Below are 21,383 nucleotides of genomic sequence, written 5' to 3'. Positions count from 1 at the left end.
TCAAAACGTTAAAATAGCGTTATAGAAATCATAAAATTGACATTTCAGTATCAAGTAGATAGCTTACATTTTTGGTTTATTATTTATCTTTGAGAGTATAGAAATCAAATGTAAAAGAAAATGCCACAAAACCGATTTTACCCAAACGAACAATTTAAAGAAATAGAAATAAACGCCTCATTACAATTAAAATATGCCATTTCAAACAGAGGACGATTAATAAGTTTTACTGACGAAATTGAAAATGGCCGAATACTAAAAGGTGGCTTAAGTGACGGATATCCGACTTTCCGTTTTAAGGTTAAAAAAGACGACAAAATCGTTAACAAATACCTCTTCTTATATAAATTAGTTGCTCAATATTTTATTCCGAAAGATTCCGAAGATCAGACTTATGTATTGCATCTGGATTATAACAGAAGTAATGACGATATTAGTAATTTACGCTGGGCAACCAAACAGGAAATGATGGCGCATAGCCGTAAAAGTCCACGTGTTATTCAGGCGAAAAAGAATCTTATCGAACATAATCTAAAAGCCGACGGAAGAAAATTAACCACAACAAAAGTGATGTTAATTAAAAAAATACTAGCAAGACCTGAGCAAAAAACACGCCTTAAAATGATTGCCAAACAGTTCGGTGTCAGCGAAATGCAAATTAGAAGAATTGCAAGCGGCGAAAACTGGGGGCACGTGAAGATTTAATTATGAATTGTTAATTGTGAATGGTAAATTATTGATTCATAGCTCATCATTACAATTACATAAGCCACAGATTATAAAGATTAACACAGATTTTTTTAAATCATTTTAATCTTTATAATCTGTGGCTTATTTTTTTTAAATTTCCCAAAGCACTCCTCACTATTCACTAAAAACTATTTACTAAAAACTATTTACTAAAAACTATTTACTGAGGACTAATTACTAAGAACTAATTACTAAGAACTAATTACTAAGAACTAATTACTAAGAACTAATTACTAAGAACTAATTACTAAGAACTAATTACTAAGAACTAATTACTAAGAACTAATTACTAAGGACTAATTACTAAGAACTAATCACTAAATCACAAAAAACAATTCATAATTCACAATTTACAATTCACAATTCCTTCAGTTTCTGTGAAAAGACCAAAATCTGTGCTTTTAAAAACAAATTTTCAGACGTTGATTTAAAATAAATCCTTAAATTCGCAATCACAAATAACAAAAGAATAAATCGAAAGATGAGTTTCGGAATTGTAGACTTCATTTTTCGGTAGTTAATACTAAAAACAAAAAAAATGAAATACGACGTTATTGTTTTAGGAAGTGGTCCTGGAGGATATGTAACAGCGATTAGAGCTTCTCAATTAGGCTTTAAAGTAGCTGTAGTAGAAAAAGAAAATCTTGGTGGAGTTTGCCTTAACTGGGGATGTATTCCAACAAAAGCGCTTTTAAAATCTGCTCAGGTTTTTGATTATTTAAAACACGCTTCTGACTACGGATTGAAAGTTTCTGAATTTGATAAAGATTTCCCTGCAGTTGTTCAACGTAGCCGTGGTGTTGCGGAAGGAATGAGCAAAGGAGTTCAATTCTTAATGAAAAAAAACAAAATTGACGTTATTGAAGGTTTTGGAAAACTAAAACCAGGAAAAAAACTTGACGTTACCGATAAAGACAATAAAGTTACAGAATACAGCGCTGATCACATTATCATCGCAACTGGTGCTCGTTCTCGTGAGTTACCAAACTTACCTCAAGACGGAGTAAAAGTAATTGGATACCGTCAGGCAATGACGTTACCAACTCAACCAAAATCTATGATCATTGTTGGTTCTGGAGCAATTGGAGTTGAGTTTGCTCACTTCTACAACTCAATGGGAACAGACGTTACTATCGTAGAATTTATGCCAAACGTAGTTCCTGTAGAAGACGAAGATATCTCAAAACAATTTGAGCGTTCTTTGAAAAAATCAGGAATTAAAGTAATGACAAACTCTTCTGTTGAGCGTATTGATACAACTGGAGCTGGTGTTAAAGCTTTCGTTAAAACAGCAAAAGGAGAAGAAGTTTTAGAAGCTGACATCGTACTTTCGGCTGTTGGAATCAAAACAAACATTGAAAACATCGGATTAGAAGAAGTTGGAATTGCTGTTGACAGAGATAAAATCTTAGTAAACGCTTACAACGCAACTAATATTCCAGGATACTACGCAATTGGAGACGTTACTCCAGGTCAAGCTTTAGCTCACGTTGCTTCTGCTGAAGGAATCAACTGTGTTGAAAAAATTAAAGGTTTACACGTAGACCCAATCGATTACGGAAACGTTCCTGGTTGTACTTATGCGACTCCAGAAATCGCTTCTGTTGGTTTAACTGAGAAGCAAGCAAAAGAAAAAGGTTACGAATTAAAAATTGGTAAATTCCCATTCTCAGCTTCTGGAAAAGCAAAAGCGGCTGGAAATGCTGACGGATTCGTAAAAGTAATCTTCGATGCTAAATACGGAGAATGGTTAGGATGCCACATGATTGGTGCTGGTGTTACAGATATGATTGCTGAAGCAGTTGTAGCTCGTAAACTAGAAACTACTGGTCACGAAATCTTAAAATCTATCCACCCTCACCCAACAATGAGCGAGGCTGTTATGGAAGCTGTAGCTGATGCTTACGGCGAAGTAATTCACTTGTAAAAATATACCGTTTTACGCTTATATATAATTTTCAATTTATAAAAATCCGATTTGTGAAAACAAGTCGGATTTTTTTGTTTAATATGCTCAGTAAGATAAAAATATTCAAACCAAAGTACTTTTGTATATTTGATTAGATTAGGCCTTCCAAAATTATCTAATTCTCTAATTTTCTAATTAACTAATTAAAAATGACCACCGATATCATAGAAGTAAATAATTTCATTGTCCTCATTGAACAATCTAATTCTGACAAAGAATTTGTGCAGCAATGTGAGATTGATGGTGATGCAGTAGGTTTTGCTTTTTATGGTTCTGGAAATGTAGAATTGGAAATTAAACATAACGATCAAACAAAATACCTAACAAACACAACTGGCTTAGCGATTTCTTTTTTTGGAAATCAGAAAGTTTCTTTTTCGCATAAAATTGCTCCCCAAAAGCCTTTACAATCTATCAGCATTTTTGCGAAGCTGAAAACCCTGCAGACATTACCAAAAGAAGAAAGAGAGATTTTTGAAAAACAGCTGCCCGAATTAGTAAATCCATCGGCACATTTTGTAAGAGGTCCAACGCTGTTTATGACCCTTGAAATGCAATTGGCCGTTCAAAAAATATTCAATACCACTTATGCTGGCAATACAAGATTATTATTCTTAAAAAGTCAGGTGAATGAATTACTGGCGCATTATTTTGCACTGCTTTCTACAGAAAAGAAAACAGATTTAACCGAAAAAGACAAAGAAAAACTTTTTCAGGCAAAAGATATCGTTAGCACAAACTATTCAAAACCGCCTACCCTTACAGAATTATCTAAACTAATTGGTTTAAACAGCAATAAACTCAAAAAGAACTTTAAAGAACTTTTTGGAATTCCAGTTTACAAATACATTCACGAAGAAAGACTCAACAAAGCTTACGAATTACTTTGCAACAGCGACAAAACTGTACAAGAAACTGCATGGGAAGTTGGTTACGAAAGCTTAAGTTCATTCTCTAACGCTTTCCAGAAAAAATTTGGATCAAGACCAAACGAAGTCAAAAAACAATTCTTTTCAAACAAATCTTAATTCCTTTCAGACAAATCTTTTTATGTTGATGTCTGCAACTTTGTATCATCATTAATTAAATCATTAATCATGAAAACAAAGAAAATTTTAGTACTGGGAGGCAACGGAAAAACGGGCCGCAGAGTTGCCGCACTATTAGAAACACAAAAAGATATAGAAGTCAGAATTGGTTCGCGATCTGCCAAAATTCCTTTTGATTGGGAAAAACAAGAAACTTGGTTAAATGCCATAAAAGACATTGATGTTGTTTACATTACCTTTCAACCCGATCTTGCAATACCAACCGCACCAGAAATCATTCAGAAGTTTACAACTCTTGCCTCACAGAATGGAGTAGAAAAAATGGTTCTTCTTTCTGGAAGAGGCGAAAAAGAAGCGCAAGTATGTGAAGAAATTGTAAAAGCCAAAGCCAAAAACTGGACAATCGTAAGAGCATCTTGGTTCAATCAGAATTTTAGCGAAAGTATTTTTCTAGAACCTATTTCAGCTGGATTTGTAGCATTGCCAAAAGCCGATGTCCTCGAGCCTTTTACAGATGCAGATGATATTGCAGCAGTAGTCACAGAAGCACTTTTAAACGAAAAACATAATGGTAAGACTTACGAATTAACCGGTCCTCGTCTGCTTAATTTTGAGCAGGCAGTTTCTGAAATAGCAAAAATTACAAAAAGAGACATTATCTTTCAAGCAGTAGAACTTGAAGAGTACGTGAAGATGCTTCGCGAATATCAGGTTCATGAAGACGAAATTTGGCTTGTAAATTATTTGTTTACAGAAGTGCTGGATGGACGAAATTCTAGCACTACAAATGATATTGAAAAAGTTTTAGGTCGAAAAGCTATAGATTTTACCGAATATGTTGTAAAAACAGCAGAAACTGGAATTTGGAACAAAGTAAACGAACTGTCATGAATTATCTGAGAGCAGTTTTATCGGGCGTAATACTCTGGATTTTTGTCGCTTTAAGCTTTTTTATTCTAGAACACACTCCTATTGTAAAAGATTCCTTGAACATACAAACAGCACTAATCTGCATTTTAATTGTTTTCTACTCGATTTTTGGAGCTTCGTTTTATTATCAAAATGGAATTTCGACATCAGGAATTCCAATTGGCATCATAATGTCTTTGACTGCTATTTTACTAGATATTTTAATCTTTGTCCCTTTTGTAGAAATTCCTAAAGGACATACTTATCAAGATTTTTTCAGCAATCCTTTGTTGTGGCTTCTTGCCGTTTTAAATGTCTTAACAGTATATTTTTATTGGAAAAAGAGATTTGAAAGTAAATAAAAAACAGAAACTTATTCTAGATAATCCGAATTGTAAAAGTGCAATTCGGATTTTTGCTTTTTGTTTAAAAACCGTTTCCTAAAAAGCAACCATTCACAAAGCATTCTCAACAATCCGTAAAGAAAACACCACCAAACAAAAATTTGTCAAAAATTTCACGTAAGAAAATTTTTTCATCATTTCAAATTCATTATTTTTATTCTTTATAAATAAGAAAGTAATGAAACTACCTTTTATAGAAATAATCGAAGCCACGACAAGCGATCCTAATTTATTAATGTGGAAATTCCACGATGAAGACAAAGAAATAAAAAACGGAGCTAAATTAACCGTTCGCGAAAGTCAACACGCCATGTTGTTAAACGAAGGTCAGCTTGCAGATATTTTTTCTCCTGGACTTCATACTTTATCTACCGAAAACATTCCGATTTTAAGTTCAATAAAAGGCTGGAAATACGGTTTTGAAAGTCCGTTTAAGGCAGATGTTTACTTTTTCAATACGCATCAATTCATCAACAACAAATGGGGCACTCCCGCTCCTATTCTGCTTAACGATCCGCAATTTGGAAAAATAAGAATTCGTGCTTTCGGAAGTTTTGATATCAAAATTGCCGATGTTGCTAAATTCTTTCGTCAATACGCAGGAACTTACAAGCAGCTTACGATTTTTGAATTGCAAAATCAGCTTAGAGATTTTGTTGCTCCAAAATTTGGAGAAGTTTTGGCAAACGAAAATATTACTGTGACCGATGTAGCTGGAAATATTACACAGCTTGGCAAAAAAATAGAACCGTATTTAAAACCTTATTTTGAACAACTAGGACTAGAATTAACACAATTTGTCATTACAAGCGTAACCTTACCTGAAGAAGTTACAGCACATTACGATAAAATCACTAATATGAATATGGTAACCGATATGGATAAGTTTACCAAATTCAATACCGCAACTGCCATTGGAGATAAAGGGACTGCTCTTCACGATGCGACCTTAAATGCAGTAAGTACTGGAATTCTTTTAAACCAATTACAGCAAAATAAGGAAAATCCAAAGCAGGAAACGGCAGACGATCTCACTGCAAAACTTCAAAAACTGAAATCTTTATTTGATGCTGGTTTAATTGACGAAGACGAATTCAAAACAAAGAAAACCGAATTATTAAGTCAATTGTAATGGAAGAGAAAAAAGTCAATTCGTTTTTAGACAAACTAAAACAAAAAGCACAAAACCAAACCAATTACGGCGGTGAATTCGAAATTAGCGAAGCTAAAATGAATGCTAAAGACTGTCCAAATTGCGGGGCTGGAAGAGCGAAACAAGACGGCTTAACCAATTGTGCGTATTGTGGTTTCGAATTTATAAATGTAAAACTTACAGACGGAGTTTACATTAAAAAAGAAGATAATTCACTTTAAAAATATTAAAAATAGTGTTCGGATTATTTCATAAACAAAAAGACGAAGAAGCACTTCCAGAGTGGTATTCAGAACTTCAGGAAGCACAAGAAAGATGGTTTAGTTTTTTAGAAAAACTTGAAACTAAAATGGAAGAATTTGCCACTGCAGCAATTCCTGAATTAAAAGAAATTCTTCAAGGCGATGACGATTTTTATAAAAGAACTTTTCACAGAATTTATTCTGGAGTAAACGGCCAGCTTAATAATATTCGTGAAAAAGCCAGAGATACGTACGAAGAAAAGATAAATAATCTTTATTACAATCTCAATGCGCAGATTTCTGTTTTAAGTAAACATCATCATTTACTTTCAGATTTTAGAGGAGCATGTTCCGATCGTTACAATCAATTTGAAAACCAATACAATTACTGGAGAAAACAAATCGATAAAACTCAGGAACGTGATCTAGAAATCGAATATCAAAAAATACTAGACAACTACGAAACTACTAAAAACAAATTTAGCTGTACACAATGCGGCGGCGCCATAGCAATCAAGAAAATCTTTTTAATCGAAACGTATATTTCTTGTCCGTATTGCCAGACGCAAAATACATTTGCTCCAAGTAGTCTAGCACGAAATTTACAAAATATTGCTAAAGAATTGGCAGAGCAAAGAACGGCACATTTATTAGCAGAATTTGAACGCGAAAAAGATAAAGAACGCCAACTGTATCATCAGCGTCATGAATTGAGTTTGAGTATCATTCATGAATCTGATAAAAGGATTTTAAATGAAGTTCAGACAAAAATGAAAGATCTTGAAGAGCAGAGACAATTTGCGATTCAAAACGCTCCAAAGCTACGTCAGATTTATTTGCGAGCTTTATACGATGAATGGAATAAAATCACGCCCGATTTAAAAGAGCACAACGAAAAAATGTATCAGAATCAATTGAACTATTAATAAATATTAATCCCTAAAAATCGAGAAATGTTTAAAAAACTTTTTGGATCTCTAACTGGAGACAACAAACAAGAAAATCAAAATTACGAGCCTGTTCAAACATCGAATGACAATCACGAAGACAACTATGAAAATGATTATCAAGAAGTAGAATACGATCCTGAAACTTTACACGGAACACATTATACAGTAGAAGATTTTGATGCAGAAGTGGCTGAAAGAGCCGAAGCTTGGATTGCAGATGAACGTGCAAGCGGAGAAAATCTGGAAGAAAAAGACATTCAAAACATCTATTTTAATTACAGAAGAGCGGTTTATACAGAATGGAACAACTGCGACTCCGATCAAATGATTCGTTTTGAGCACGCCAATTCTTTAAAATACAGTGGCATTCAGACTTCAGGTTTTGTAAAAGTTGACGATAACAATCCGTTTCTTGAGCCTGTTCACGGTGTAGATTTAAGAACGTATACGGCAATGTGCCTTAAAATAAGTGCAGGAATTGATTATCTGGAAGTTTGTAAAGCAATGGGATTTGAACCTGCTATTTGGGAAGAATTAAACACAATCTGGCCGCAGCGTATGGGCGAGGACACTTCGTTTACTGTTACAACTTTATTTGGACAGTATTATGCTGAAAATGTAACCGTTCCGCAATTGGAAAATCTTAAAGCAGAAATTTCAGAAGAAGGTGCCGCTAACTTAGAAAGAATAAAAACGGATCGTTATTTCTACGAAGAATTGGCTGGAGCGAGACAAGCCGCTTACGAATACGGAATCGACGGCGCACAATGGATTTTAGAAAACTTCGGAATCAATTTGGCAGACTTCCAATCTGTAGCAATGCAATGGATGACCGAGCAAAACCAAAATTGGAATTCTGAAGATATCATTACTTTTTCAGACTATCAACAAGAAAAACAAAAAGAATATGCTGCTAAATTCGCCGCAGAACAAGGTGGAAATATTGCAGACGATGTAAATTTCTAAATTTATTTCTAAGGATAAAAAAACCGATTTGTAAAAAACAAATCGGTTTTTTATTCGTTTAATGCTGTTCACCATTCAATAAGAATCATTTAAAATTAAATATAATGGAAGAGACAAAAATATTCTACGCCGACGGAGAAAATCCAAAAATGATTGAGGCTTACAAAAAAGCCCAAGAAACCTTTAAATATTTCTGGAGAGAATTATCTTGGGAATACAGACGAATAATTCCAGGATTGGATGTTGCCTGCGTAAAATTAGCTTTTACACAGGAAATAGACGGAGAGACAATTGTTGAGCATATGTGGATTAACGATGTAAACTTTGATGGCGAAAACATTTACGGTATTTTAGTAAATGATCCAGACGAGTTGACGAACGTAAATAATGGAGACGAAATAGCAATTCCAGTAAATCAAATTAGCGACTGGCTATTTGCTATTGGAGGAAAAACCTACGGAGCCTTTACAATTCATGCCATGCGTTCTGAAATGAGCGATGAAGAAAGAGAACAGCATGATGCCGCTTGGGGATTAGAGTTTGGCGATTTTAATGATATTGAAGTCGTTTCAGATCAAAAAGAAAATCCCGAAAACCTAATTGAGCATCCGATGAGCAAAAACATGAAGGAAAGTCTTGTCGAATTTCTAAAAAACAATCCTGAAGAAGTTTTAGGAAAAGATGATTTGGGCTATACCTTTTTGCACCGCGAAGCAATTGCTGGAAATAGCAGTTCTGTTGCAATTATAATCGAATCTGGTGCCGATGTAAAAGCAAAAAATGAATATGGAAAAACAGCCTTGGATTATGCCACAGAACTAAAGTGGGATCATCTATTGCCTTTACTGCAATAAAATGTAAGGAATCCGATTTGTGAATGCAAGTCGGATTTTTTGATCACAATACAAAAACAACTGAAAAAGAATACATTACAAAAAATTATCACATTTTACAATCTTTTTTTTGTATTTTTATACTTACAAAAATCACGACAACGACTTAAATCTTTTAGAAATCCAATACAAATTATAAGTACTGCTTTTAATCAGTTAGAAAAAGAGGCAGAAAATATAGGTTAACTTCGGCTTTTCTCACTTATAAAGTCTACCATTTGATTATAGCTGAATAATGAAGAATAATAAAATTTATAACTCCTAATAAATTAATATTATGAAAAAAAACTTCCTTTCAGTTTTAACTTTACTGTTGCTTTTAGCTTGTAATCAGACTAAAAAAGCAGCTATTGAAAAAAAAAGCAGCAAAGACACCACAACTGCGTTTAAACCGACAAATATTAAAGAAGAAATTCTGTATCAACGTGGCGTTGAAGCTGCGATATGGGGAATGCCTGCTGTTAATTTCCAATTAATGTATGACGCGTTGGAGAAATTAAATGGCAATTACAATCAAGTTGTTATTTGGCCAAAACTATTAGACTGGAAAAATCAAACCCTGACTCCAAATCCCGATGTAATTTATTTAATGCCCTTTTTCAATACCGAAAAAGTAGGACCTGTTGTACTTGAAATTCCGCCAGCTGATAATGGCGTTTTTAATGGAAGCGTTATGACGTATTGGCAAAATGCTCTAGAAGATGTTGGCCCAGGAGGAGTTGATAAGGGCAAAGGAGGAAAATACCTTTTTTTACCGCCAGGTTTTGATAAAAGTAAAATCCCTTCAGGTTATATTCCTTTACAATCTGATACTTACAGAGGTTACGCATTGTTACGTTCTGTTTTAAAAAGCGGAAGCCCTGCTGATGTTGCAACAGCTGTCGCATATTCTAAAAGAATTAAACTTTATCCGTTAAGTGAAGCTTCAAATAATCCTACTACAACTTTTGTAGATGCAAGCGATAAAGTATACGAATCAAATATACCTTTTGACTTCACTTTTTACGAAACCTTAAATAAAATAGTTCAGATTGAGCCATGGCTTAATAGAGATCGTGTTATGATTGATCCTTTAAAAACAATAGGTATAGAAAGAGGAAAATCATTCAGTCCCGATGCCCGTACCAAAGAAATATTAGCACACGCCGTTAAGACTGCAAAAGAATGGCTAGAATATAAATATGAAGCTACAAAACCATTTTATAAAGATACTCACTGGTTCTTTCCTGCAGATGAGGATAATATTCGAAGTGTGAAAAGCACTTACGGAATATCTGAAATTTATCCAATAGATAATCGTGCAGTTTGTTATATGATTGCATTCTTCAGTGCCAAGCATTTGGGTGAATCTCAATATTATTTAATGCAAACAGCGGATAAAGAAGGTAATCCGCTTGACGGAAAAAACACTTATAAAGTTACCGTTCCTGCCAATGTTCCCGTAAAACAATATTGGTCAATGACCGTGTACAATCGTGAAACCCATACTTTCATAAGAGATAAAAAATGGGCTGCTCGTTCTTCACAAACACCAGGGCTTAAAACCAATAGTGATGGTACTGTTGATCTTTACTTTGGTCCAACGCCACCAGAAAGTGGTGAATCTAATTGGGTGCCAACAGATTCTAATGGCAAATTTGAAATTCTTGCACGTTTTTATGGCCCTAAACCAAACCTATATGATCAAAGCTGGAAACTAAATGATTTAGAAAAAGTAAAATAATTAGGAAAAGAAATTAACCCGAAAAATTTAATCCGATTTGTGAAAACAGATTGGATTTTTTTGTTGTCTTTTATGAGAAATAAAAAATGATTTTTAGTAACAATTTCGCCATGAATTTTTAATATTAAAACAGTAGTTTTGCAGCGCCCAAAACATATCTGCCATGAAAAAAATACATTTCTTTTTAATTATTGTTCTTTTTTTACCTCATCTTTTTTTTGCACAAACAAAAACCGAACCTCAAAATATTTTTGCAAAGTCTTATGATTATGTAAATGATTTTGAACACATTCTTACACCAAAACAAGTCAAAGAATTAAATGATTTTTTAAAAGCAAGCGAAGCCAAAACCAAATCTAAGATTCTTATCGTAAGTGCTGAGTCTGTTAGTCCTTATAGCGATTTAAACGAATATTCTCGACACTTAGACAATTACTTATTTTCTAAACTGAAAATTGACACTGCCGTATTAATCGTAATAAGCAAACAATTGAGACAAATACAATTTCAAGGAGTTGCTAAGATAGGCGCTAAAATTACCGATCCGGAATTAAAAGATATTATTTCGACTTATGTAATTCCAGAATTAAAAAAAGGAGATTATTTTAAAGGTCTACAGGCTGGTACACTTCATTTAGTAAAAAAAATAGAATAAAAAACACGATCCGATTTACTTCCATAAATCGGATTTTTTTATACTTCAAATTCATTTTTTTCCGATAAAAGCAATATCTTGTCTAAGCTTTAACTTAGAAAAAATATTCAAAATGAATTTAGAAGAATATAAAAAAGAATTTTCAGAAGACGATGCCGTTGGCTGGTTAGAAATTGACAAAGAATTTGATCGTCTTTATCCTAATCAAGAGCCGAAACATTTTGCTCCTGCGATTAGTTATATGCTTGGCGGAGAACATCCGCTTGACGGCGTAAGCTATTATGAAAGTAAAAATCAGGAAGATCATTATCATTTTATCACATATGGTTTTTCTGAATTGTATTATAACGAAGAAAAAGCAGACGGTGAATTCAGTAAATGGGGATTTGAGCTTACGTTCAGATTAAAACCTTTTGAAGCAGATAATGAAAATCCAAGCTGGGCTGTAGCACTATTACAAAACATTGCCAAATATGTTTTTAGTAGCGGAAATTGGTTTGAAGAATTTCATTATATGCCTGCAAATGGTCCAATTCGACTGGATACCGAAACTGAAATTACCGCTTTAGTTTTTGTAAATGATCCAGAAGTTCCGAAAAAACAAACACCTCACGGAGAAGTAACCTTTCTGCAAATTGTTGGTATCACAGATGAAGAATATGAAAATATCAAAGAAAATCCAGACACCGTCGAGGCACTTGTCAATAAACTAAAAGAAAACAATTCCTTATTAATTACCGATTTAAATCGAAAAAGTTAAAAATCAAAATGATTAATTATAATAACAAAATTTTCAAACCTGTAAGTAATACCGAAAATGGAGAAACATCTAATGAAACCGTCTTTCATTACAAACAAGAAGGAAATATTTTAACTTCTGAGTATTCTGGCGGAAAAATCATTAAAGGACATTTAATTGGTTTAGTTGATAAAGCGGGAAATATCGAAATGAGATACCATCAGGTAAATGAAAAAGGAGAACTTATGACGGGCTTCTGCAGTTCTAAACCTGAAATTTTATCAAACGGAAAAATAAGGCTTAACGAAACGTGGCAATGGACTTCTGGAGATTTATCTAAAGGAAATTCAATAATTGAAGAACAATAAAAATCTAAACCGTTTAAACAATGAAAAAATATCTATTGCTTTTTCTTATTTTAACCAGTGTCTCTTATGCACAAACTAAAAAAGAAATCCTAGTTGGAACCTGGCAAGGAATCGATGCTAATGGAGTAAAAAATAAAATGATTTTTACTTCAGATAATTTTATTTCAATGACTATTAATAATGAATTTATCGATGGAAAAAATTATATAATCAAAGGAGGAAAAAACGATGGAAAAATTGGTTTGTTAAAATATCAAATTGACGAATCTAAAATCCCCGTAACTTTGGATGTTATCGCTGTTGCTGTAGAAAAAGGCAAAGAAGTTGAAAAAGGCAGAATTCTAGCTATTTTAGATTTTAAAAGTAATGATGAAATTAAAATCAACCTCAGTCTAAATGGTGTCAGGGCTACTGAATTTAATGAATCTAATGAAGCATATACTATTTTGCTGAAACGAAGCTAAAGCCGAAAAATGCATGTTAAGCATAGTAGAATTTAGAAATACTGATTTAAAACAATTACAGAAGATTTTCTTAGAAGAAAGAAAAAGAACTTTTATATGGAATGATATTTCTGAATTTGAGTTAGATGATTTTATCAAACAAACGCAAGGAGAATATATTTTGACTGCCCTCTGGAATGACATTCCTGTTGGGTTTATTTCGATTTGGATGCCTAATAATTTTATTCATCATTTGTATGTAGACCATAACAATCAAGGAAAAAATATTGGCTCTGAATTATTAAAAGCCGCAATTTCAAAAACTAAATTTCCGCTTACTTTAAAATGTTTAGAGAACAATACAAAAGCAATTGATTTTTACACCAAAAAAGGATTTGTCGAAAAAGAAAAAGGACATTCGAGCAATGGAATTTATATTTTGTTTGAGTTAACAAAAGAGATAAAATAATTAAATATAAAAACGATGAGTCAGGAAATTCAAAATTACAACGATTCGCAAAGTTTAGAAGACAAAGAAATCTGCGATCTTCTTTATTCCATTATAAATAAAAATTTGGCTAAAGCCGAAAGTAAAATCTGGCACGCTCATCCGGTTTGGTTTTTAGATGGAAATCCGATTGTAGGATACAGCAAACTAAAAGGTTCTGTCAGATTACTTTTTTGGAGCGGGCAATCTTTTGACGAAGCACAATTGCAGAATGAAGGTTCTTTTAAAGCTGCTGAAATGCGTTATACCGAAATCAATCAGATAAATGAAGGAGATTTAAAACGATGGCTGGAAAAAGCAAAAGAAATTCAATGGGATTATAAAAACATTGTTAAACGTAAAGGAGTTCTAATTCGATTAATCACGAAACCTTATTAATAAAAACCACAATGAAATTTTTTCAATTATTTGCCTTCATTTTAATAACCGCCACAATCTCATCACAAACCAAAATGCGACCAATAAACGAACTTATAGACCAAAACGATTCTGGATGGAAATCTTTGCAAGAATGGGTAAAAACCGCCAAAAACAAAGTAGAAATTCTTCCCGCAGATCCGCAAAAGGCTAAAGATGCTTTGTATCAGACGCAAATTACCACCGCGTCACCAATGGGCGCGATTGTTTATAAAACGGGCGGTATTTTAATCGATAACGGCTGGATTAGGATTTTAGGTTCTGGAAGCGCCAAACTTAACCGCAGTCTTCCCGATTGGAACAAAGGAAAAACATTTAAAGAATTTGGAGAAGCACCTTCTTTTCTTTTAATTGCCGATGATGCTCTCGGCGGATTTTATCTTCTTAACGGAGGCGGTTTAGGAACTGACGTCGGCAAAATGTATTATTTTGCTCCTGATAATTTAGAATATGAACCACTTGATATTACCTATTCACAGTTTTTAGAATTCTGCTTTAACAACGATTTAGACAAATATTATTTAGGAAGCCGTTGGGAAAACTGGACAAAAGAAGTTGCTTCTTTGCAAGGCGATCAAGTCTTTAATTTTTATCCTTTTTTATGGACAGAAGAAGGAAATGATATCAATAAAGTACAAAGAAAAATTATCCCTGTCGAAGAGCAGTATAATTTAAATGTTGATCTAAGAAAACAGCTTGGGCATTAAAAATCAAATTATTAAACTTCTAACTTTTTAAATTATTCCGTTTGTTTTCTATTTCTATTTAATTTGTATTTTCGTACAAAAGAAACCATTTTAAATCTAAAGAATCTGAAATGAATATTCTAATTGTTTACGCACATCCAAGCAAGAAGTCCTACACCTTTCAGATTTTAGAAAGATTAAAATCGGTTTTGGCTGCCGAAAAATGGAACGTTGAAATTTCAGATTTATACGCTTCAAATTTTGTTAGCGATCTGTCTGAAGAAGAATACGAGAGAGAAGGTTTTGCAAAAACACAGCTTCCGATTCCGCAAGATGTTTTAAATGAACAGGAAAAAATAGAAAAAGCCGACTGCATTATTTTTTTGTATCCCGTTTGGTGGAGCGATTGTCCTGCTAAGTTAAAAGGCTGGTTTGACCGTGTTTATTCTGTAGGATATGCATACGGGCAGAATGAAACTTCTAGAAAAATAAAAACTATTCCGCTTGGACTCGTAATCTGCACGGCTGGACATCCGAATGATTTTCTAGGAGAAATTGAAATCGCTCAAAGTATGGAAAAAATTATGCTTGAAGACAGGCTTGGTAAACGTTTCCAAAACAAAGAAATGATCATTTTAGGCGGAACTTTGGAGCTTGAAAAAGTGATGGAAAAGCATTTTGAACTGATCAGTAAAATTCCTTTAAAAATTAAATCAATACAATAATTCCCAACTCTTAAATTAGTACAAATGATAGAAGAAGAAAATTCAGAAAAATCAGTTTTCGAAGAAATTCCAACCGAAAAAATCTATTCTAAAACAGCTGTAAGCGCTGCCACTTTTTTTGGCGGTCCATTGGTTGCGGGATATTGCATTGCAGAAAACTTTAAAGTTTTTAATGATTTCGAAAAAGCTCGAAAAACTTATATCGTTACACTAATTTCTATCATCCTAATAACAGTTATTGCTTTCAACATCCCTGAGAATTTTCCCAGTGTTATTTTTCCTCTAGTTTATTCGTTTATTACTTCTTATTTAATTCAGTTTTACCAAGAAAAAAACATTGAAAACCACCTGAATAATGGAGGTGAATTGTTTAGTGGCTGGCGAACTTTTTTTATTTGTATACTAAGTGCGGCAATTTTGTTAGGAGTAATTTACATTATTGCTTATTTATTAGTAGAAGCTTAAATCATGAGAACAAAAAGATGAATTTTCAAAAAATAAAAGTCTACCAATTATTTTGGATTGTTTCTATTTTGATTTTAATGATTGGAATTGCGCAAAACAATAAACCACAAGCCTCTTTAGATATAAACATACATGACACTTATTTTGTAGTAGGAAATATCGAAAGCACTGTTTTTCTGTTTATTTGCTATTTTTTAATGGGACTGGGTTATTGGCTTGTTCAAAAAGTCTTTAAAAAAAGACTTATCAAATCTCTAACTGTAATTCATAGTATTATTTTGATTGGATCTTTTGTTTTTTATTGGTTTATCTTCTTTTTCAATCCGCGATACCAAGTACACAGCAATTTCCCTTTATATGATAATTACTGGTCGATTAATACGGTTTTAGTTATGGAGTTCTTATTAATAATTTGTATAGCCACGCCAATTTATAGTATCAATTTGCTAATTGGTATTTTTCACATAAAGAAAAACACAATAGATTAACCTCGAAGTCAAAATCTAAAATCTGAATTCTAAAATCATTTCCCTTGTCCGAAACGCACCTTAAAATTGTCTTTTAAACACCTCAACTATTTGATTTTTAGATTGTACTTTTATTTATCATTTTCTAAATCAAAACATTATGAGTGCACAAGATTTTACAACAACGATAATAGTCAATAAATCTCCCGAAGAAGTTTTTAAAGCCATACAAAATGTTCGAGGTTGGTGGTCGGAAGAAATTGAAGGAAAAACGGCAAACGAAGGCGACGAATTTAACTATCATTATGAAGATATTCATCGCTGTAAAATAAAGCTGATTCAAGTTATTCCGAATCAGAAAGTTGTTTGGCTCATTGAAGAAAATTATTTCAATTTCACCAAAGACGATACCGAATGGACTAATACTAAAGCAGTTTTTGATATTTCAAAACAAGAAAATAAAACCCAACTTATTTTTACACATATTGGGTTAGTTCCAGATTATGAATGTTATGAGGTTTGTAAATCAGGATGGACCAATTACATTCAAAATAGTTTAAAAAAACTCATTGAAACAGGCAAAGGCGAACCTAATGCAACTGGAAAACCGCAGACAGAAACAGAAAGAAAGCTTTCTGAAAAATAATTCTTTTTCCATCTTACTAATTTAAGCTACGTCAATCATAGATTTGGCTACATCTATTTGCTTGATGCTGCGCAACTTTGTATCATCAAAAAAATAGTATTATGAAAATTATCATCACAGGTTCTTTAGGGAACATCAGCAAACCATTAGCGAAAACTTTAATTCAAAAAGGGCATCAAATTACCGTAATTGCAAGCAGTATTGACAGACAGCCAGAAATTGAAAATCTCGGCGCTTCGGCTGCGATTGGCTCTGTAAATGACGTTACATTTTTAACACAGACTTTTACAGGAGCAGATGCCGTTTATTGCATGATTCCGCGTGCGAATTATTTTGACCCAAATCTTGATTTAGATGCTTTTACTCGTACCATTGGAAATAATTATGCCGAAGCTATTTCTAAATCGGGCGTAAAACGTGTAGTCTTTTTAAGCAGCATAGGCGCACATTTAGAAAGCAATTCTGGAATTATTCAGCGTTATAACGAAATCGAAGCCGTTTTAAATAAACTTTCAGATGTTTCGATTACATTTATGCGTCCGACTTCTTTTTATTACAATTTACTGGCTTATATTCCTCAGATTAAAAATCAAGGATTTATTGCAGCAAATTATGGTGGAGATGAATTGATTCCGTGGGTTTCTCCAAACGATATTGCAGAAGCAATTGCAGAAGAACTTACCACTCCGCTTGACGGACAAAAAATACGTTATGTGGCAAGTGAAGAACTTTCTGGACATCAAACAGCAAAAATTTTGGGCGAAGCAATTGGAATTCCTGATTTAGAATGGAAATTAATCAGCGATGAAGAAGTTTTAAATGGATTAATCTCTATTGGAATGCAACCAAAAATCGCGAAAGGTTTGGTAGAAATGTACGCTGGACTTTATAACGGTTTGCTTGCCGAAGATTATTATCAAAATCGTCCAGCGGTTTTAGGAAAAACAAAACTGGCAGATTATGCAAAGGAATTTGCTATTATTTTCAATCAAAATTAAGTAACTTGTACTATGGCAAATCAGCAACCTCTCCGATTTAAAACTATAAGCGAATTTCATGATTTTCGAGATTTGCCAAAACCCGAACATCCTTTGGTAAGCGTTTACAATTTTGAAGATTTAAAATATCTTAATAGCGAAGAACCAAAAAGTTTAATGCTTGATTTTTATTCGATTGCTTTAAAAAGAAATGCGAATGCTAAAATGCGTTACGGACAGCAGGAATATGATTTTAAAGAAGGGGTTTTGATTTTTCTTTCGCCAGGCCAAGTTTTTTCTATTGAAGGAAATTCAGAAATGAAACATACAGGATGGTCTTTATTGATTCATCCTGATTTTCTTTGGAATACGCCGCTTGCGCAAAAAATAAAACAATACGATTATTTTGGTTACGCCGTCAATGAAGCGCTTCATCTTTCTGATAAAGAAGAGAATATGCTTATTGATATTATCAAAAATATTCAGCAGGAATATCGATCTAATATTGATAAATTCAGTCAAGATGTTATTATCGCTCAGATTGAATTATTTCTAACCTATGCTGAACGATTTTACAACAGGCAATTTATTACTAGAAAAATCAGCAGTCATCAGATTTTAGCGCGTTTAGAAAAATTGTTAGAAGATTATTTTACTGATGATTCTTTAAAACAAAAAGGACTTCCTACGGTACAATTTATAGCAGAAAACTTAAATGTTTCTCCAAATTATTTAAGCGGATTATTGAAGATGCATACAGGTCAAAGTACGCAGCAGCACATTCACAATAAATTAATTGAAAAAGCAAAAGAGAAACTTTCTACCACCAATTTATCGATTAGCGAAATTGCATTTGATCTAGGTTTCGAACATCAGCAATCGTTTAGCAAATTGTTCAAAACAAAAACAAACACTTCTCCGCTAGAATTCAGACAATCTTTTAACTAATTGCTTTATTTTTCATAAATTCGTTATTTAAAAACCGAATATTATGAATCCATTTTTAAGAAATACTCTGGCCGTTATTGCAGGTCTTGTTATCGGAAGCGTTGTCAATATGAGTATCATTTTAATCAGTGGTTCTATAATTCCGGCTCCAAATGGCGCAGATGTTGACACAACCGAAGGTTTAAAAGCAACCATGCATTTATTCGAACCAAAACATTTTCTTTTTCCGTTTTTAGCGCATGCAATTGGAACATTTGCCGGCGCACTGACAACCGCTTTAATCGCTACTAAACACAAAACAAAACTGGCATTCGGAATTGGAGCATTCTTTTTATTTGGCGGTATTGTGACCATTTTCACTTTGCCCTCTCCTATCTGGTTTAATTTTGTTGATTTGATTTTTGCTTACATTCCGATGGTCTATCTGGCTTCTAAAATTGCAGTAAAAAAGAAAATCTAAAATGAGCTCCCAAAGTGTAAAACCAGCAAAAAAATGCTACGAACATATTGGTGGCAAACTTGGCGAACTTCTTTTAGAGACGTTTGTACAAAAAAATTGGATTGCCAAAAAAGAACCTTCCGACAAGAATTTTTATATAACCGATTTAGGCGAAAAAGAGTTCGCTAAATTAGGTTTGGATCTCTCAAAAATTAAATCCGAAGTCATTTAATTTTATAAATTTCTTGCGCATTTCTGCAAATATTATAGCGCTTAATTCCTTACCTTAGTTTGCTTTTAAATTTTGAATTATGACTAAGAAAGAAATCGCAAAAAACTTCCTGACATTGGCAGCAAAAGGGCATTCTCACGAAGCTTTTCGATTATATGTCGGAAAAAATTTCAAGCATCATAACACGCACTTTAAAGGTGATGCCGAAACTTTGATGCTTGCCATGGAAGAGTCTGCCAGAACAAATCCGAATAAGATTTTTACAATCCATCATCTTTTGAGAGATGGAGATTTGGTTGCTGTTCATTCGCATCTCAAACAAACTCCTTCAGATATTGGTTTTGCTGTCGTTCATATCTTAAAATTCGAATCGGATAAAATCATAGAACTTTGGGATTTAGGTCAGCCAATTCCGAAAAATAATATTAATGAAAATGGAATGTTTTAATGTTTATTTTTAAACGCAAAGTTCGCAAGGTTTTTTTCTCAGTTTGTGTTTGCCAGCCGCAGAAGAACGCAAAGCTTTGCGAACTTTGCGTTTAAATTTCTCAACGAACGTCAAACATGAAACCTGAAACTTCAAACAAAAATAACCCTATAAACAACCAATGAACTCGATTTTTAAATTTTCATCTTTTCTATCCTTATTAATAATTTTTTCTAGCTGTAATTCAACAGCACAAAAGAAAGATGATTATACAAAAAACATTGATAGTGTCATTCAAAATAGCAATCCTGATTTTAACGGCGTTGTTTTGATTTCCCAAAACGGAAAAACTTTGTATTCAAAAGTGAAAGGTTTTGCCAATTTCGAAACCAAAAAACCTTTACAGATAGATACACAATTCGAAATCATGTCGAACAGTAAATTAATTGCTGCTGTTTTGCTTTTGTTAGAAGTAGAAAAAGGTAAAGTGGATTTGAATGCTCCAATAAAAAAATATTTACCTGAATTAAAGCAAACTTGGGCAGATTCTGTCACAGTTCATCAGCTTTTAAATCATTCACACGGAATTGTCGATTTACAAAAACCTTTAATTTTTAAACCTGGAACCGACTATAAATATGGAAATCTAAGTTTTAATCTTGTTGGAAAAATTGTAGAATTTAGTACTAAAAAAAAATATAGAGAAGTTGCAGAATCACTTTTTAAAAAATTAAAAATGAATCAGACTTTCTGTTATTCAAAAGATAAAGAACAAAATTTGGCGAAAGGTAATTTTTTCAGCAATACTAAATTCGAACCCAATAATTCTAGACAGATTACCGATGAAACTTTAGGCGCAGATGGCATAATTTCTACCGTTTCAGATTTGGCTATTTGGAATAACAATCTACATAAAGGGAAAATCCTAAAACCAGAAACTTATCAATTGTTAATTAAAAACACCATTCTGTCGCAACATAATTTCTTTGGAAAAGAAAAAGATGGTTACGGATACGGAATTCGAACTATAGAAAAAGAATCGGTTAAATATCTTGGACACACTGGCTTGGGAGATGGATTTTCTTCGGTAAATTTGTATTTTCCGGAAAGCTATGTGAGTTTAATTGTTTTAGAAAATCAGATGCCCGAAGATTCTAAATTGTTTTATGCTTCTGAATTTCAAATCAAAAATATTTTACTCAAAAGCGATTTATTAAGTAAAAAATAATTCAA

28 protein-coding genes are annotated in these 21,383 nt (G+C 33.1%); all 28 read left to right on the top strand.

Annotated elements, in window-relative coordinates; translation table 11 throughout:
• The first annotated feature begins 120 nt into the window (after positions 1-120).
• Positions 121-705, top strand: a complete 585-nt coding sequence (locus tag LL966_RS02525) for an NUMOD4 domain-containing protein (RefSeq protein ID WP_184161009.1) — start codon at positions 121-123, stop codon at positions 703-705.
• 583 nt (positions 706-1,288) lie between these two features.
• Positions 1,289-2,677 (top strand): dihydrolipoyl dehydrogenase, encoded by a 1,389-nt coding sequence (gene lpdA, locus LL966_RS02520; RefSeq protein WP_219071086.1) that lies wholly within the window; start codon positions 1,289-1,291, stop codon positions 2,675-2,677.
• A 191-nt stretch (positions 2,678-2,868) separates the two neighbouring features.
• A complete protein-coding gene (locus LL966_RS02515; RefSeq protein WP_229349878.1) occupies positions 2,869-3,747 on the top strand; it encodes a helix-turn-helix domain-containing protein in 879 nt (292 codons plus the stop codon).
• A gap of 69 nt (positions 3,748-3,816) precedes the next feature.
• Positions 3,817-4,659 carry an NAD(P)H-binding protein gene (locus LL966_RS02510; RefSeq protein WP_229349877.1) on the top strand — a complete coding sequence of 281 codons (843 nt, stop codon included), beginning with the start codon at positions 3,817-3,819 and terminating at the stop codon, positions 4,657-4,659.
• On the top strand, positions 4,656-5,039 hold the full coding sequence (locus LL966_RS02505; protein WP_229349875.1) for a DUF5367 family protein: 384 nt from the start codon (positions 4,656-4,658) through the stop codon (positions 5,037-5,039). The genes LL966_RS02510 and LL966_RS02505 overlap by 4 nt, the downstream gene beginning before the upstream one ends.
• Before the next feature lie 220 nt (positions 5,040-5,259).
• Positions 5,260-6,213: an SPFH domain-containing protein gene (locus LL966_RS02500; protein WP_229349873.1), complete on the top strand. Its 954-nt coding sequence runs from the start codon at positions 5,260-5,262 to the stop codon at positions 6,211-6,213.
• Positions 6,213-6,455 (top strand): hypothetical protein, encoded by a 243-nt coding sequence (locus LL966_RS02495; RefSeq protein ID WP_229349872.1) that lies wholly within the window; start codon positions 6,213-6,215, stop codon positions 6,453-6,455. The genes LL966_RS02500 and LL966_RS02495 overlap by 1 nt, the downstream gene beginning before the upstream one ends.
• Positions 6,456-6,469: 14 nt before the next feature.
• On the top strand, positions 6,470-7,402 hold the full coding sequence (locus tag LL966_RS02490) for a hypothetical protein (protein ID WP_229349870.1): 933 nt from the start codon (positions 6,470-6,472) through the stop codon (positions 7,400-7,402).
• Positions 7,403-7,429: 27 nt separating this feature from the next.
• Positions 7,430-8,392: a DUF6620 family protein gene (locus tag LL966_RS02485; RefSeq protein ID WP_229349867.1), complete on the top strand. Its 963-nt coding sequence runs from the start codon at positions 7,430-7,432 to the stop codon at positions 8,390-8,392.
• 104 nt (positions 8,393-8,496) lie between these two features.
• The gene (locus LL966_RS02480) at positions 8,497-9,246 is read left to right on the top strand and encodes a DUF2314 domain-containing protein (RefSeq protein WP_229349865.1); all 750 of its coding nucleotides are present in this window, start codon (positions 8,497-8,499) and stop codon (positions 9,244-9,246) included.
• Between the two features lie 316 nt (positions 9,247-9,562).
• Positions 9,563-11,008: a DUF1254 domain-containing protein gene (locus LL966_RS02475; protein ID WP_229349863.1), complete on the top strand. Its 1,446-nt coding sequence runs from the start codon at positions 9,563-9,565 to the stop codon at positions 11,006-11,008.
• 163 nt (positions 11,009-11,171) lie between these two features.
• A complete protein-coding gene (locus LL966_RS02470; protein WP_229349861.1) occupies positions 11,172-11,663 on the top strand; it encodes a TPM domain-containing protein in 492 nt (163 codons plus the stop codon).
• A gap of 112 nt (positions 11,664-11,775) precedes the next feature.
• Positions 11,776-12,423, top strand: coding sequence for a suppressor of fused domain protein (locus tag LL966_RS02465; protein WP_229349859.1), 648 nt, complete (start codon positions 11,776-11,778; stop codon positions 12,421-12,423).
• A gap of 8 nt (positions 12,424-12,431) precedes the next feature.
• Positions 12,432-12,770 carry a n-acetylglutamate synthase gene (locus tag LL966_RS02460; protein WP_229349858.1) on the top strand — a complete coding sequence of 113 codons (339 nt, stop codon included), beginning with the start codon at positions 12,432-12,434 and terminating at the stop codon, positions 12,768-12,770.
• Positions 12,771-12,790: 20 nt separating this feature from the next.
• Positions 12,791-13,234, top strand: coding sequence for a hypothetical protein (locus tag LL966_RS02455; RefSeq protein WP_229349856.1), 444 nt, complete (start codon positions 12,791-12,793; stop codon positions 13,232-13,234).
• Positions 13,235-13,247: 13 nt separating this feature from the next.
• Entirely contained in the window at positions 13,248-13,682 is a 435-nt protein-coding gene (locus tag LL966_RS02450) for a GNAT family N-acetyltransferase (protein ID WP_229349854.1), read from the top strand.
• Between the two features lie 15 nt (positions 13,683-13,697).
• Positions 13,698-14,099: a DUF1801 domain-containing protein gene (locus LL966_RS02445; protein ID WP_229349852.1), complete on the top strand. Its 402-nt coding sequence runs from the start codon at positions 13,698-13,700 to the stop codon at positions 14,097-14,099.
• Positions 14,100-14,110: 11 nt separating this feature from the next.
• Positions 14,111-14,845: a DUF2625 domain-containing protein gene (locus LL966_RS02440; RefSeq protein ID WP_229349850.1), complete on the top strand. Its 735-nt coding sequence runs from the start codon at positions 14,111-14,113 to the stop codon at positions 14,843-14,845.
• Positions 14,846-14,955: 110 nt separating this feature from the next.
• Positions 14,956-15,549, top strand: a complete 594-nt coding sequence (locus LL966_RS02435) for an NAD(P)H-dependent oxidoreductase (protein ID WP_229349848.1) — start codon at positions 14,956-14,958, stop codon at positions 15,547-15,549.
• A 24-nt stretch (positions 15,550-15,573) separates the two neighbouring features.
• On the top strand, positions 15,574-16,014 hold the full coding sequence (locus LL966_RS02430; RefSeq protein ID WP_229349846.1) for a hypothetical protein: 441 nt from the start codon (positions 15,574-15,576) through the stop codon (positions 16,012-16,014).
• Positions 16,015-16,031: 17 nt separating this feature from the next.
• Positions 16,032-16,502 carry a cbb3-type cytochrome c oxidase subunit I gene (locus tag LL966_RS02425; RefSeq protein WP_229349844.1) on the top strand — a complete coding sequence of 157 codons (471 nt, stop codon included), beginning with the start codon at positions 16,032-16,034 and terminating at the stop codon, positions 16,500-16,502.
• A gap of 139 nt (positions 16,503-16,641) precedes the next feature.
• Positions 16,642-17,127: an SRPBCC family protein gene (locus LL966_RS02420; RefSeq protein WP_229349842.1), complete on the top strand. Its 486-nt coding sequence runs from the start codon at positions 16,642-16,644 to the stop codon at positions 17,125-17,127.
• Between the two features lie 101 nt (positions 17,128-17,228).
• Positions 17,229-18,125 (top strand): SDR family oxidoreductase, encoded by an 897-nt coding sequence (locus LL966_RS02415; RefSeq protein ID WP_229349841.1) that lies wholly within the window; start codon positions 17,229-17,231, stop codon positions 18,123-18,125.
• A gap of 12 nt (positions 18,126-18,137) precedes the next feature.
• Positions 18,138-19,052 (top strand): helix-turn-helix domain-containing protein, encoded by a 915-nt coding sequence (locus tag LL966_RS02410; protein WP_229349839.1) that lies wholly within the window; start codon positions 18,138-18,140, stop codon positions 19,050-19,052.
• 43 nt (positions 19,053-19,095) lie between these two features.
• Complete coding sequence (locus LL966_RS02405) at positions 19,096-19,512, top strand: hypothetical protein (RefSeq protein ID WP_229349837.1); 417 nt, start codon at positions 19,096-19,098, stop codon at positions 19,510-19,512.
• 1 nt (position 19,513) lies between these two features.
• Positions 19,514-19,723 carry an ArsR family transcriptional regulator gene (locus tag LL966_RS02400; protein WP_229349835.1) on the top strand — a complete coding sequence of 70 codons (210 nt, stop codon included), beginning with the start codon at positions 19,514-19,516 and terminating at the stop codon, positions 19,721-19,723.
• Positions 19,724-19,802: 79 nt separating this feature from the next.
• Positions 19,803-20,171, top strand: coding sequence for a nuclear transport factor 2 family protein (locus LL966_RS02395; protein WP_229349833.1), 369 nt, complete (start codon positions 19,803-19,805; stop codon positions 20,169-20,171).
• Positions 20,172-20,331: 160 nt separating this feature from the next.
• Complete coding sequence (locus tag LL966_RS02390; protein WP_229349831.1) at positions 20,332-21,378, top strand: serine hydrolase domain-containing protein; 1,047 nt, start codon at positions 20,332-20,334, stop codon at positions 21,376-21,378.
• The last annotated feature ends 5 nt before the right edge of the window (positions 21,379-21,383 follow it).

This window comes from Flavobacterium chungbukense (assembly GCF_020805785.1).
Taxonomy (GTDB): Bacteria; Bacteroidota; Bacteroidia; order Flavobacteriales; family Flavobacteriaceae; genus Flavobacterium; species Flavobacterium chungbukense.
Note: the sequence above shows the minus strand (reverse complement) of the source record. Positions and strands in the feature narration are given on the sequence as shown.